This is a genomic window from Colwellia sp. 1_MG-2023 (genome assembly GCF_030546755.1).
Taxonomy (GTDB): Bacteria; Pseudomonadota; Gammaproteobacteria; order Enterobacterales; family Alteromonadaceae; genus Thalassotalea_H.
Map to the genome: position 1 here is coordinate 38,888 of NZ_JAUOPE010000005.1, position 13,840 is coordinate 52,727.

Annotated in this window: 11 protein-coding genes and 1 pseudogene; 8 read left to right on the top strand and 4 right to left on the bottom strand. The window is 36.7% G+C overall.

The annotated features are described in order from the left end of the window. Positions 1 to 41 precede the first annotated feature (41 nt). Positions 42 to 980, bottom strand: coding sequence for an LpxL/LpxP family Kdo(2)-lipid IV(A) lauroyl/palmitoleoyl acyltransferase (gene lpxL, locus Q4493_RS07200; RefSeq protein ID WP_303450882.1), 939 nt, complete (start codon positions 978 to 980; stop codon positions 42 to 44). 69 nt (positions 981 to 1,049) lie between these two features. On the opposite strand from lpxL, the gene hldE reads away from it, so the two are divergent. Further along, positions 1,050 to 2,477, top strand: a complete 1,428-nt coding sequence (gene hldE, locus Q4493_RS07205; protein WP_303450885.1) for a bifunctional D-glycero-beta-D-manno-heptose-7-phosphate kinase/D-glycero-beta-D-manno-heptose 1-phosphate adenylyltransferase HldE — start codon at positions 1,050 to 1,052, stop codon at positions 2,475 to 2,477. Positions 2,478 to 2,560: 83 nt separating this feature from the next. Here hldE and tolC read toward each other — a convergent pair whose 3' ends face one another. Continuing rightward, positions 2,561 to 3,886, bottom strand: a complete 1,326-nt coding sequence (tolC, locus tag Q4493_RS07210) for an outer membrane channel protein TolC (RefSeq protein ID WP_303450888.1) — start codon at positions 3,884 to 3,886, stop codon at positions 2,561 to 2,563. Between the two features lie 372 nt (positions 3,887 to 4,258). On the opposite strand from tolC, the gene Q4493_RS07215 reads away from it, so the two are divergent. From Q4493_RS07215 to Q4493_RS07240, 6 genes and pseudogenes are all read left to right on the top strand, one after another. Next, on the top strand, positions 4,259 to 4,906 hold the full coding sequence (locus Q4493_RS07215; RefSeq protein ID WP_303450889.1) for an NUDIX domain-containing protein: 648 nt from the start codon (positions 4,259 to 4,261) through the stop codon (positions 4,904 to 4,906). Positions 4,907 to 4,975: 69 nt separating this feature from the next. Next, positions 4,976 to 5,455: a DUF1249 domain-containing protein gene (locus tag Q4493_RS07220; RefSeq protein ID WP_303450891.1), complete on the top strand. Its 480-nt coding sequence runs from the start codon at positions 4,976 to 4,978 to the stop codon at positions 5,453 to 5,455. Positions 5,456 to 5,480: 25 nt separating this feature from the next. Continuing rightward, on the top strand, positions 5,481 to 6,230 hold the full coding sequence (locus Q4493_RS07225) for a metallophosphoesterase (protein WP_303451534.1): 750 nt from the start codon (positions 5,481 to 5,483) through the stop codon (positions 6,228 to 6,230). A 15-nt stretch (positions 6,231 to 6,245) separates the two neighbouring features. After that, a complete protein-coding gene (locus Q4493_RS07230) occupies positions 6,246 to 6,824 on the top strand; it encodes a YqiA/YcfP family alpha/beta fold hydrolase (protein ID WP_303450894.1) in 579 nt (192 codons plus the stop codon). A 38-nt stretch (positions 6,825 to 6,862) separates the two neighbouring features. Beyond that, positions 6,863 to 8,752, top strand: a complete 1,890-nt coding sequence (parE, locus tag Q4493_RS07235) for a DNA topoisomerase IV subunit B (protein ID WP_303450896.1) — start codon at positions 6,863 to 6,865, stop codon at positions 8,750 to 8,752. A gap of 156 nt (positions 8,753 to 8,908) precedes the next feature. Continuing rightward, positions 8,909 to 9,738, top strand: a pseudogene (locus Q4493_RS07240) (transposase). A 58-nt stretch (positions 9,739 to 9,796) separates the two neighbouring features. On the opposite strand, the gene Q4493_RS07245 reads toward Q4493_RS07240, so the two are convergent. Continuing rightward, the gene (locus tag Q4493_RS07245) at positions 9,797 to 11,902 is read right to left on the bottom strand and encodes a response regulator transcription factor (RefSeq protein WP_303450898.1); all 2,106 of its coding nucleotides are present in this window, start codon (positions 11,900 to 11,902) and stop codon (positions 9,797 to 9,799) included. A 184-nt stretch (positions 11,903 to 12,086) separates the two neighbouring features. Between Q4493_RS07245 and Q4493_RS07250 the strand changes: the two genes are divergently transcribed. Continuing rightward, complete coding sequence (locus Q4493_RS07250; protein ID WP_303450900.1) at positions 12,087 to 13,469, top strand: serine hydrolase domain-containing protein; 1,383 nt, start codon at positions 12,087 to 12,089, stop codon at positions 13,467 to 13,469. Positions 13,470 to 13,693: 224 nt separating this feature from the next. Here Q4493_RS07250 and Q4493_RS07255 read toward each other — a convergent pair whose 3' ends face one another. Further along, positions 13,694 to 13,840 carry a hypothetical protein gene (locus Q4493_RS07255; protein WP_303450903.1) on the bottom strand — a complete coding sequence of 49 codons (147 nt, stop codon included), beginning with the start codon at positions 13,838 to 13,840 and terminating at the stop codon, positions 13,694 to 13,696.

The window sequence follows — 13,840 nt, forward strand, 5'->3', positions numbered from 1 at the left end:
GTATTATTGTATACCATACTGAAAACTTCAGATTTATACAATTACTTATAAAGTGATGGATCATCTATATTAGGTCGCGTTTTAAAACGTCTATGTAACCACATGTACTGCTCTGGTTTACGCAAGATAGCTTTTTCAACTTCTTGATTTACTCTTAAGACATCATTTTCATCATTATCCGTTGGGAAATTAGTTAGCGGTGGCGTAATTTCAACCGTATAACCGCTGCCATCCTCTTTTCTTTTTGGGATCATCATCATGGTTTTTGTTTCTTTTTGACGGGCAAAAATTAACGTACCTGTGGTCGTCGCTGTTTCTTTCACCGCGAAATGTGGCACAAATAAACTGCGATTTCTGCCATAGTCTTGATCTGGTAAATATAAACATGATTCTTTATCTCTTAAGGCTTTAATTAAACCTTTGACATCTCGTTTTCCTAACATGTATTTATTAGAACGCCCACGCCCTCTAAATTGAAAAAACTCCATGAGTTGGTTGTTATGTGGACGATAAAAAATGACTAAAGGGTGAGCATGGCCAAAACCTCGACCTATGATTTCAGCACTTAAATAATGCATGGCTAGCAATAATACACCTTGGCCATCTGCTTTTGCTGCTTCGATATGTTCAAGGCCCGTAATAGTAAATTTGCGTTTGATCCGCCAGTCAGGCCACCACCACCCCATACCTGTTTCAAATAAAGCAATGCCGGTATTTTCGAAGTTTTCTTTCAATATGCGTTGACGTTCTGAATCTGACATTTCAGGAAAGCATAATTCTAAATTACGTAACGCGACTTTCTTGCGACTTGACGCTATTTTTAATAGCAAGCGACCGACAGAACGGCCTAGGGCAAGTTGAACTTTATAAGGTAACCATGAAATAGCATATAAAATAATTACCCCAAGCCAAGTAAGCCAATATTGAGGTAATAGAAAAGATAGTTTGAAATTTGGCTGTAAAACTTTGTTTTTACTCACGGGATGATGTCAACTCATTGAATTTCATGTGATACACTATTAATCATTATATCTGTTTAGAGACATAGGATGAAAGTAGATATTCCAGCTTTTAATCAAGCAAGCGTTTTAGTTGTTGGCGATATTATGTTAGATCGTTACTGGTATGGGCCTACACAGCGCATATCTCCTGAAGCTCCCGTACCCGTAGTTAAAATAAATCAAGATGAAGACCGACCCGGTGGAGCGGCAAATGTTGCATTAAATATTGCTTCTTTGGGGGGGAAAGTGACGTTAGCAGGGATCACCGGCGATGATGAAGCGGCGACAACGCTAGAAAAACACCTTAATGCAATGAATGTTGCGTGTAAGTTTGACCGTAACAGCGATATTCCCACTATCACCAAATTACGTGTGATGAGTCGAAACCAACAATTAATCCGCTTAGATTTTGAAGAGTCAATGAATCATGTCGATAAATCTAACTTAGTAAACAATGTTGAAGCATTGGTTGCACAACATGACGTTATTTTACTTTCAGATTATGCCAAAGGTACTTTGTCTGATGTGCAACAACTGATTAATATCGCTAAAAAACACCATGTGCCGGTAATTGTAGACCCGAAAGGCACAGATTTTTCTCGTTATAAAGGGGCAACAATAATTACCCCTAATTTGTCTGAATTTGAAGCGGTAGTAGGAGATTGCAAAGACGAAGCAAGTATCGTTGAGAAAGGCTTGAACTTATTAAAAGATCTCGATTTATCCTCTATGTTAGTTACCCGAAGTGAACAAGGCATGACATTATTGCGCCATGGGCATGAAGAATTTCATTTACCTACACAAGCAAAAGAAGTTTACGATGTCACTGGAGCAGGCGACACTGTAATAGCGACTCTTGCATTGGCTATTGCTGCTAAAGCGGATTACCCACAAGCAAGTGCTTTAGCAAATATTGCCGCAGGTATTGTTGTTGGTAAGCTAGGTACATCTACTGTCAGTGAAGCTGAATTACAAAATGCACTTGCGACAGGGCAGGAAAGTGGCTTTGGTGTGGTAACTGAAGATCAATTAAAAATTGCTGTGAATATGGCACAAGCACGTGGTGAAAAAATTGTTATGACCAATGGGTGTTTTGATATTTTACATGCAGGTCATGTTTCGTATTTAGCGAATGCTGCTGAATTAGGCACTCGACTAATTGTTGCTGTTAACGATGATGCTTCGGTCACCCGACTTAAAGGTGTTGGCAGACCAGTCAACCCGGTTGATCGTCGTATGGCGGTATTATCTGGCTTAGGAGCAGTAGATTGGGTAGTGAGTTTTACAGAAGACACTCCTCAGCGTTTGATAGCTAATATTTTACCCAATATTTTAGTGAAAGGTGGTGACTATCACGTTTCTGAAATTGCTGGCGGTGAAGAAGTAATGGCCGCCGGTGGAGAAGTAAAAGTATTAAATTTTGAAGAAGGTATTTCAACCACCGAAATTATCAATACTATTCGCTTAGAAGATTAATGTTGAATGTTTAGTTTTTAATAATCGGTCAATAAAACAAAAAAGGTGTCTTACGACACCTTTTTTATTGCAAACTTACAGAATTATTTAGGTGCTGAAAGCCCTTTATTAATCGCAATAATATCTTGTTCTGAAATAGTACCGCCAGCACGTTTTAAAGCCAATATTGACTGAATATAACTATAACGTGTTGACGATAAATTACGCTTTGCGTTATACAAATTACGTGTACTATCTAATACATCAACAATGGTACGCGTACCTACTTCAAAACCTGCTTCCGTTGCTTTTAACGCACTTTCTGCCGAAATAACCGATTGTTGCAACGCTTTTATGCCTGAAACCGCCGCTATTACTGTGTTATATGAGTTTCGAGCATTACGAACTGCATTTCGATGCGTTTGGGCTAAATCTTGACTGGCAGCAACATAATTACTTTGAGCTTGACGGACCGCACTCGTTGTTGCACCACCTGAATAAAGCGGTACTGTTAACGTCACGCCAAACGATTGCCCTTGAGTTTTTGTCGTAATATTATCAATAAGATCATCGTCATCAGAACGTGAAATGCTGCCGTTAAGATCTAAGGTTGGGTAATGACCTGAACGAGCAATATTAATATTTTCTTTAGCAATATCAACAGTAATTTTTTGCGCGATTAAATCTAAATTTTTTGCTTCTGCAGTTTGCTGCCATTCGTTTGCGCTGTCTGGCGTTGGTCGAGAGGCACTGAATAACTCTTTATTTAAGGTATTTAAATTACGTGGATAAATATTTGTGATAACACGTAATGCTTCTTCTGAGTTATAAACACTATTTTCTGCTCGAATCACTTCAGTCACCGCATTATCATATTGTGCTTGCGCTTCATGAACTGCCGTTACCGCAGTTAAACCAACTGAGTAGCGTTGTTTTGTTTGCTCGAGTTGACGTTCTATCGCCGCTTTTTCTGCTTCTGCAAACTCTAAATCATCTTTAGCACTTAACACATTAAAATACGCTTGCGTCACCCGCACGATTAAATCTTGTTTGGCTGCTTGATAGCTAATATCGCTGCGATGAGCTGATTTTTTCGCGCTATCTAAACGTAACCAAGTATCGTGGTGATACAATTGCATATTTAAACTAGCGGTTAGTGTTGTGCCTTCATAGTCAGTGATTTGACCGCCATTTCTAAATTCAGTTTCGCCATTATCGTATTTAGCCGTTGCTTTTAAATGAGGAAGCAACACGGATCTTGCTTGTACTATGCCTTCTTGCGCGGATTTAAATTGTGCCTGTGCTTTTAACACAACGGGATCATTTGCTTTTGCTTGCTCATATACTGACAATAAATCTTCAGCAAAAGTCATTGAACTAGAGGCTGCACAAGCTATACCTATAATAAGCGAGGTAATATTTTTTTTCATGTGGGAGCAATTCCTTTCATCATTTTCTAAACTTGTTATTATGTTTGGGCATTATTTTTAGCATGCTAATTATTCATACTATTTTGTAGCAAAAAGCAATTACCCTGCCAAATTTTATTATTTGGACTTAATGATAAATATTAACCGTTAATTGATATCCAACCTATTTTGCCAATGCCATTGAGCTTAGGTGACTAAATATTTGGGATCTAGCTAATAATTTTTATTGTTAATTGATGGTGTATTCTACTTGTTTTAGTGTTTAAGCTAAATAGTATCGTTAGTTGCTGAACCATTCTAGTGTAACAAAATATTTAATGCTAATGGTTTGTCGTAGTGAATTTCCCTTTTTTCTATCAAATTTGACTAAAAATGAACGAAAATATAAATAAAACGACTTTTTTACGATTCAGTCATCAGGATGTTGAATTAAAAGAAAGAGTTAGAAAGTATGCTGGCTTTTTTAATCTCGACCAATATGTTATCCAACATAAGTTGTTTTCGGGAAGAACGAGTGATGTTATCCAGCGAGAAATCTTTGAACGTGGTGATGCTGTTGTACTTATTCCTTATGATCCTGTGTTGGATCAAGTTGTGCTAATTGAGCAATTTCGTCCAGGGGCGCTTCGAGCTGGTGATACACCTTGGATGCTAGAGTTTATCGCAGGCATGTTTGAAGAAGGTGAACAACCTGTTGATGTTGCGATAAGAGAAGCCAAAGAAGAAGCGAATCTTGATGTTGAAGCAAAAAATGTTACTAAGGTAATGAAGTACCTTTCAAGCCCCGGCGGCATGAGTGAAGCCATTTATCTTTACTTAGCAACAGTTGATAGCCGTAATGTCGGCGGGGTATATGGATTGGAGGAAGAAGGAGAGGATATTTTAGTGCATGTCGTGAAAAGAACGCAGGCTTTGGAGTTGTTATCACAAGGAAAAATAGCTAATGCTGCGACAGTTATTGGGTTACAATGGTTAGCGTTGAATCATAAAAGTATTCAAGAGAAAATAGCGGCTCAATAGTCATTTACCTATATTTTCTGAGTTATTATTTTTTGTTTGTAAGTAAATATATTTTCGAGTGAGAGTGTTGTGGCAACATCGTTAAAAAAAACATCGCAATATCGACCTAACTTATCGAATTTGATGAGTCTTTGTGATGTCAATTATATGTTGTTGTTAAGGTTATTAGCGGATAAAGAAAAAGTGGGTGAAAAACGAAGCTTTTTTATTTCTGATTTCTTAACTTATTCACTTGAAGTAAATGAAGTTACTCGCTACACATCTTTAGTGACAATGACGCAAGATTCTTCCATCGATAAATTTAAATCATCGGATAATTATCCGTTTAACGATTATTTACGGCCTAAAATGGTGATCCGGCTATATCATGACGCTCGGATGGCTGAAGTCATTAGTAATCAAGATATTAAACAGGTGAAACCACGTTACGATTACCCTAATCATGCTATGCATCTTCCTGATGAAAAACAGCAGATTAATTTATTTCTTAAAGAATGGTTACAGCTTAGTTTACAGCTGGGTCAGAGTCGGTTAATCACGATCGAATAACGACAATATTTATCTGGAGGTTAATATTTTACGTTTTGCTCAAATAAGCGATTGCCATTTATATCGTGATAAAACAGCACTTCATTATGGTGTAAATGTTTATCAGAATCTTTGTTGTGTGCTTGAGCGAATAAAAAACTTAGCTAGCCTTGAGTTTATTGTTTTTACTGGTGATTTAACGCAAGATCACAGCAATGCTTCTTATCAAAACTTTACTGATGCGATTATAGCAACGAACTTTACTCTGCCTGTTTATTATTTAGCCGGTAATCATGATGAGCCAATACTATTAAGTGAGTATTTGTCTGGATCGCCATTTAAAAGCGCGAAGATCGTGAATAAAAAACATTGGCAAATTCAATTAGTCGCCAGTAAAAGTGCAACTCCTTCAGGAGAAGTTTCAGAAGAAGAGGTTGACAGACTGTTAGCTTGTGTGGATTCCAAAAAACATCAATTTATATTTATGCATCATCATCCAGTAGATGTTGGTTATTTTATTGATAAACATGGCTTAACCAATAAAAATCAATTTTATCAGGCGCTTAATAAAATAGAGTCAGTAAAGGCGGTTGCTTGTGGTCATGTTCATAATGCTTTAGCCTTGAATATTGATACCAATGAAAAAATTATTCCTTTATTCACTTGTCCTGCGACGTCTATTCAATTTGACCAAATGGCATCAACCGTTGAAAACTCAGGAAAACCAGCCGGTTTTCGACTTTTTAGTTTAGCTAATGACGGACAAGTTACGAGCCAAGTGGTTTTTATCGATTAAGGTTTTATCATTAAAATGATCAAAAAAAGTATGCTCTACATTCATGGTTTTAATTCTTCGCCACTTTCTACTAAAGCTCAATTAACTAAACAGTATTTGCAAGATCAGCAAATAGCGATTGATTTTCATTGTCCGCAACTGCGTAATAATCCTAAACAGGCGATTGAGCAATTAGAGCAAATTTTACAGTCAAAACCTGATCACCAATGGTGTTTAATGGGCTCTTCTTTAGGCGGATATTTTTCCACATATTTAGCTGAAAAATATCAATTAAAAGCCGTGTTGATTAATCCTGCGGTAAGGCCTTTTGAATTGTTAGTCGATTATTTAGGTGAACAGGAAAACCCTTATACTCATGAAGTTTATCAGGTAACTGAGCAACATATGATTGACTTAAAAATGCAATCACAAGAAAAAATTTCTAAAAAACACTACATGGTGATGGTACAAACAGGCGATGAAGTGTTAGATTATCAGCAAGCAGTAGAAAAATATCAACATTGCCAGTTAATTGTGCAAGCGGGCGGCGATCATAGCTTTATAAATTATCACCGTATGTTGCCAGCAATCATGACATTTTTAGAACTGCACTAAAATCCACTCAACTTTATAATAATTATCAGAAAAGCATTATGAGCGAACAATATAATTCAGAATCCATTGAAGTGCTTAGCGGTTTGGATCCCGTACGTCATCGTCCCGGTATGTATACCGATACTGCTCGTCCTAATCATCTTGGTCAAGAAGTTATCGATAACTCTGTTGATGAAGCTTTGGCCGGTCATGCGCAAAATATCACGGTTGTTTTAGATAAAGATCAATCGCTAGAAGTGATAGATGATGGTCGCGGTATGCCGATTGATATTCATAAAGAAGAAGGGGTTTCTGGCGTAGAACTCATTTTTTGTAAATTGCACGCCGGTGGTAAATTTTCCAACAAAAACTATCAATTCTCAGGTGGTTTACACGGGGTTGGTATCTCAGTAGTTAATGCCTTATCAAAACGGGTGGATGTGGCTGTTCGTCGTGACGGAAAAATGTATGAAATGGCATTTGAAAATGGCGAAAAAGTTGAAGAACTAAGAGAAACAGGCACAGTAGGGCGCAGAAATACCGGATCACGTGTTAAGTTTTGGCCAGATGAAAGCTATTTTGATTCGGCAAAGTTTTCAGCTCGCAGATTAGTACATTTATTAAAAGCTAAAGCGGTTTTATGTCCAGGTTTGACCATAAAGTTTCATGACAAAAATGAAGATAAAAAATATCAGTGGTGTTATGAAGATGGGCTTTGTGATTATCTGAAAGAATCAGTTAAAAACTATGTCAGTATGCCTGAAGAACCGTTTGTTGGTGATTTTTCTTCACAAAATGAAGCGGTTGATTGGGCGGTAACATGGTTGCCTGAAGGAGGCGAATCAGTTGGTGAAAGTTATGTTAACTTGATCCCAACGATTCAAGGCGGAACACACGTAAATGGTATGCGCCAAGGTTTGCTTGAATCAATGCGTGAGTTTTGTGAATTTCGAAACTTGATCCCACGTGGAGTTAAATTAACTCCTGATGATATTTGGGATAAGTGTGCTTATATTTTATCGGTAAAAATGGAAGATCCTCAGTTTGCCGGTCAAACGAAAGAGCGCTTGTCTTCTCGCCAATGTGCGGCATTTGTTACTGGTGTCGTAAAAGATGCCTTTAGTTTATGGCTCAATGAGCACACTGAAATCGCGGAAGCGTTAGCTGAGTTTTGTATTTCTAATGCTCAACGTCGTTTACGAGCCAGTAAAAAAATAGTACGTAAAAAAATCACGCAAGGGCCAGCATTACCAGGGAAATTAACCGATTGTGGTAGCCAAGATATCACTCGAACTGAATTGTTTTTAGTGGAAGGTGATTCCGCTGGCGGTAGTGCCAAACAAGCGAGAGATCGTGAAAATCAGGCGATCATGCCGCTAAGAGGGAAAATATTAAATACGTGGGAAGTAGAATCTGGCCAAATTTTGGCCTCGCAAGAAGTGCATGATATTTCTGTCGCGTTAGGGATAGACCCTGATACTGAAGACTTATCAGAACTTAGATATGGCAAGGTATGTATTTTAGCCGATGCTGATTCTGATGGTTTACATATCGCTACGTTATTATGTGCTTTATTTACTCAGCATTTTTTACCGTTAGTTCAAGCAGGGCATGTTTACGTTGCGATGCCGCCTCTTTATCGTATAGATGTAGGCAAAGAAGTTTTTTATGCATTAGATGAAGATGAAAAAGATGGCATCTTAGACCGAATAGAAGCCGAGAAAAAACGTGGCAAAGTGAATGTTCAGCGTTTCAAAGGCTTGGGTGAAATGAACCCATTACAACTTCGTGAAACTACTATGGATCCTAATACTCGTCGATTAGTACAGTTAACGGTTGATGAACATTCAGAAACGATGGAAATGATGGACATGTTATTGTCGAAAAAGCGTAGTGGCGATCGGAAAGAATGGCTACAAAGTAAAGGAGATATGGTGGAAGTGATTTAATGGTTATTTCAATCTTGAGCCTGAACTATTGTTGATTGAGTAATAAATTTGTCGCTATATGGTTTACTTTGTTTTTTGAGGCGTTTAGTAATTGATCTGCTTTAATCAAATAGGACACTCTAATAATGGAATATAATTCAATTACTAAGGTGTTAAATGACAAAATGAACAAATAGAAATTACACGGCGGAATTTAAACAAGAAGCCGTCGCATTAGTAACCGAATAAGGTTACTCAGTATCTAAGGCAGCAACGTCTTTAGGTATCACAGATAAGTTGCTTTATAACTGGAAAGCTAAAATTGAAGCTGAGCAATCTTGAGCCAGTTTAAATACTGGTGAAGGAGCTGAGCTGTTAAGGCTACGTAAGGAAAATAAAGAGCTAAGGCTGGAAAAAGTAATGTTTATAAAAGCCAGCGCCCTCCTGCTAAAGGAAACTAGTTAACGTTTAAATCGATTAGGTTGCTATCTTCGGTGTTTCCCGTAGTTAAGCTCTGTAAAGTGATGAAAGTAAGCAGCAGTGTTTATTACGCTTGGCTCAAACGGCCAACGAAAATTATCACAGCGGATCAGCTGAATTTATACCGACAAGCAAAGCATTTCTTTGAGAGAAGCAGAAATAGCTTGGGCTATCGGGAGTTTAGAAAGATATTACGCAGAGAGGGCTTTATCGTCAGTGATTATGGCGTTCAAAAGTTAATGGCAACACTTGGCTTAGTGGTTACTCAACGAATGGCATACTAGGTAACAACCAAGCGAGTATGGATTACGTTGGTGCGTGTTGGGATAATGCTGTTGTAGAAAGATTCTTCGGCAGCTTAAAGCATGATTGGTTGTTAAAAGTACCACAACCGACTCGTGAACATATAAGAAATGATATAACGACATATATGCGCTATTACAACTTAGAACGACTTCATACAGCTGATGGTGATCTATCTATCGCCAGTGGAGTATGAACAAAGTTCCTTAAGAAAAGAGCCCTGAATTAGTTGCGCAGAACAGGTTGAAGTGGATCGCTTATGTGTGCAAATTAACAGTGGCTCTATTTTAGGGAAGTTCGATATATATCTCCTTGAACAGTTCTCAAATGACTGACTACTAGGCTAGATTTAGATACATCATATTCAAAATAGCCTTGTAGTTTGTAGCGTGCAATTAAGGAAGGCTTAGATATTGAAATGTGGTGCAAATAAAACTGTCTACTTTCGTTTGTGACAAAGAAAAAACCGTCACCTCTAATTTTTGGATCAAAATAATCATATGGTATAAGGTTGTTCAGGTCTAAAGACCTAATGTTTGGCTGAGTATTTAGATTTACATTTAAAATGGAGCTTAAGCTGCTTATATATACTCTCCCCGTTGATTTTTCAACCATGTAGACATTGTTTAAATCTTCGTGATCAGTAAAAAAGTAAAGCCACCTTTTAAAAGCCACTAAATCTAATTGAACATTGCCATTAAAAAATGTGTGTGGATTTTCAGTATCTTTTGTGGACACAACGAAGTGTTCATTATTAAGCCAATTAATGTTATGGATTTGCACTTGGCTATCGAAAACTTTATAGGCCTTTAGCTCATCTATAGGCGCACTTAAATTAACTAGCTTATCAATCGGGATTTTCCAAACAGAACTCTGGTCAGCAATCAGTAAATATTTATCGTTTGGAGAAACTTGCAAGTTAGTGAATACTTTTTTCTGTTGAATGTTAAGTACGTTGGTAGCCTCACCATTAGACAAATCACCCAAGTAAATTTGATTTTTACCAGAACGATTAGAGACAAAAAAATAATACGGTTGTTGATGAAATAATGCAGGAATCGTGTCGTATACAATGGAGTTATTAAATATATTTTTCTTATTATCAAATGTTAATAAATTCTCTAGCGCAAAGTTGACTTGCCGAGTGGCAAACAATAGTTGGTCTCCTTGGTACAGAGACATATCATTAGAGAGGTAATGAGAAACATTTGCAATGATAGATTCACTATCATTTTCACGATTTGTATCAATGTGACTTCGCACAATTTGATGTGACGGCGGTGCGGTTGAAAATAAAACATGCTTTGAATCATAATCCCAAATAGCCTCAGTCACTAGATAATCGAAAGTTTTATGGCGTGTTAGCTTTTCTCTTTTTAAATTTAACACATAAAAAGTAGTTTGATTAAGAGAGTTACTGTTCATGATCAACAACTGGCCCTTGTCAGGTGACAAATCAATATTTTTATTGCCACCAGCTTCTACTGCGGGCTGTTTAATTAATTCATGGCTTCCCTCTTGGGTGTCATATCGGTAAACCTGAAAGGAAGATTGACCTGATTTACGGGCAGTGTAATAGAAGACCTCATTTACGTCTTCTAAAACGATGTCTTGTATTTGAATTGTCTGACAACTAAAAACAGCGGTTATATTGGTTAACATTTCAAACTGTTCGAGTTTAGCCTTATAAACATTGCATTGATTGTCATAATCAGCGGAAAAGTACACATAAATTGTATCAGACTTGTTGGTAGCGGTTATCAAGTGAGAAATTTTGTACTGACCTATTTCTATGGTTTTAATTTGATTGGTTTGTAAGTCTTTTAACCATAGTGAGCTTTCAGATTGTCCGAGTTTTTGATTTAAAAATAATATTTTGTTTTTGGAGGGAATTTCGCGGGGAGAATACTCAACTCCCTCTTCTCTGGTTACTTCAAAGCTTGTTAAGGAACTGCTACTGATATTTTTATCTAGAAAAATATATATTACTAACAATGCCATGAATAAACTAACAATAGATGTCTTCAGCATTGGTGACAATTGCTTTGATACTTTATTTAAAGAAGGAGAAGTTTTCTTTGGTAAACTATTAACTGGACAAATAAGTCGATAACCTTGTTTTGATACAGTTTCAAGGTATTTAACATTTTTTGGGTCATCACCTAATACTCTTCTTAAATTAGCAATATGCTTATTAATCGTATTATCAGAAACTATTCTGCCGGACCATAAATTTTCAATTAAGTCATCTCGTGTCACGATTTGATTGGGGTTATTGATAAAATATACGAGTAACTGGAAGGTCTTAGGCTCAACAACAAGCAGGTTTTCGCCTCTATATACTTTTGAGTTAGTAACATCAATGTTAAAGTCACCAAGTTGGAACATGTGGTTAAGCAAACCCTAAATAGATCATATCGATGCTATATTGCCTTGTTTAGTATGAAGTTTGTAGTTTATTTTTTTATAATTATTATCTAATTCACTCTTTTTCACCATTTATTCACCTTATTTTCATTACAGCGATTTCAAAGGTGGGTAGTCTTTATTTTGCTAAATAAAGGAGGCTTATATGAAAAGTATTATTCAGGTGGCTTTAGTTATATTTTCAATGTTAACCGTTGGAAATGTTTGCGCATCAGAGCAAAATGATTTATTGAAGATAAAAAACGCGGCAATCAACATAGTTGACCAATATACTAAACTTGGTTGGTTTAGTGGAACTGTGCTCATTGCTAAGGACGGTAAGGTATTTCACCGGCAAAGTGTTGATATGCAATCGCAAACATTAGGTATAAAAAATAGCACTAAGACGCGATACAATATTGGGTCAATCATGAAAGCATTTACTGCAGTATTAGTGTTACAACAGGTAGAGTCGGGTCACTTAAAAACAACCGATAGTTTAGATAAATTCAAACTAGGCTTTAAAGACTCTAACATAGCCAATATAACCATTGAGCAATTACTGACACATCGTTCGGGCTTACCTGATATATTTAATGCAGAATATAGAGAAAATCCGTTAGCATACGAAACGGTGAGACAAAAGTTACACCTGTTACTGGATACCACATTACTGTTTGAACCAGATACACGGAAAAAGTATTCCAATTATGGTTACGTTGTACTGGGCGCAATTTTAGAAAAAATCACTGGAAAGTCATTTGAAGCATTGCTTAAAGAGAACATATTTTCAAAGGCAAATTTAACCAATTCAAGTTTCAAGCCAAAGGCTAGTCACCCTTTTCAATCAACTCGATACACATACTTACATAACAATAAATTGAAAGAAATAGGGGTTACCGAGCACCCCGGTCCTGATGGTGGAATAGAAGCCAGTGTAGATGATATTCACAAGTTTGTACGTTCGCTATTTTATCGAGATGACATGCTTAATCGTGAACTTTCTCAAAACAGAGATTTTTTCAATATGGCAGGAGATAGTTGGCGCTCATACGGTGGAGGCAGCGGTGTAAGTGCGGCAGTAGAAGTCGATTTAAAAAATAGATATGAAATTGTAGTATTGGCTAATTCTGATAGTCTTGTTGCGGAATTCATTTCACAAAGAATTCTAGATTACATTAAAACAGGAAAGTATGATGAAATTAAGCCTAAGGAAGTCAATTTCGCGTATCAATACTACCTTGAGAACAAATCGTTTAAGAATTTTAACCAAGAATACAAAAATGCAGAGTATAATCTCTTTATTGGCAGAACATTGAACGATTTAGGAATGCAGCTTATTCGAGAGAAGAAATGGGCAGAAGTCTTTGATGTATTCAACTATTTGAAGACTCTTTTTCCTAGTGCTCCTCAAGTATACGATAGCTTAGCTTATGCTCATTACAAGAAAGGAGATAAAGCGAAAGCAAAATTAATGTTTGATAAAGCTAAATCTTTTTCAGCAAAATTCGAAAGTGATTACAGTTCTAATAACTACCGAACGGAATAGTTACATCACCTTTTACTGCACTGAATTCTCATTGAATTTCATTTTTGAGTTAAACGTGACAGGAATGTAATTTAGATGACGATATATAAATGTTCAAATTGGACATTCATACCCGACAGTCGTGAAATTATTTACACATATGGACGTTTAGAGCAACTTCCCAGAAGATTAAATAAATGCTTATTAACTTTGATATCTGCCTGCGGTTCAAACGTTAGTTACGATTAACTGTTATTCAAAGTTTGGGGAACTACATATAAAGATGCGAGTACAATCTCTTCAGTAATATCTGAAGTGAGAAAACTATTTGGGTGCGATAAAGGCGAAAAAAAATTGGCTAAATCAATGCCCATTGCTTTAATTAGTGACAT